Below are 305 nucleotides of genomic sequence, written 5' to 3' on the forward strand. Positions count from 1 at the left end.
CCGCGCCGAACTCGTCGTGGACGCACTGGACATGGCCTACGGCCGAGGGAACCTGGAGCCCGGCTGCGTGATCCACAGTGACCGCGGCAGCGAATACACCTCGACCCAATTCTGCGACCGAATAAGAGAGTTGGGACTGCGAAACAGCTGCGGACGCACCGGATCATGCTTCGACAACGCGGCCGTGGAGAGTTTCTGGGCCCTGCTCAAGGAAGAGATCGGCACCCGCATCTGGCCCGACCGGGCCACCGCCCGCGCCGAGGTCTTCACCTTCATCGAGAGACCCTGTTGCCCAATTGGGTGAA

At 63.6% G+C, this 305-nt stretch carries 1 pseudogene; it reads left to right on the plus strand.

Features of this window, described 5'->3' with window-relative positions:
- Positions 1 to 304 (plus strand): annotated as a pseudogene (locus VT52_RS35015) (DDE-type integrase/transposase/recombinase); the annotation flags it as partial.
- Between the last annotated feature and the right edge of the window lies 1 nt (position 305).

This window comes from Streptomyces malaysiense, from assembly GCF_000980885.2.
GTDB lineage: Bacteria > Actinomycetota > Actinomycetes > Streptomycetales > Streptomycetaceae > Streptomyces > Streptomyces malaysiense.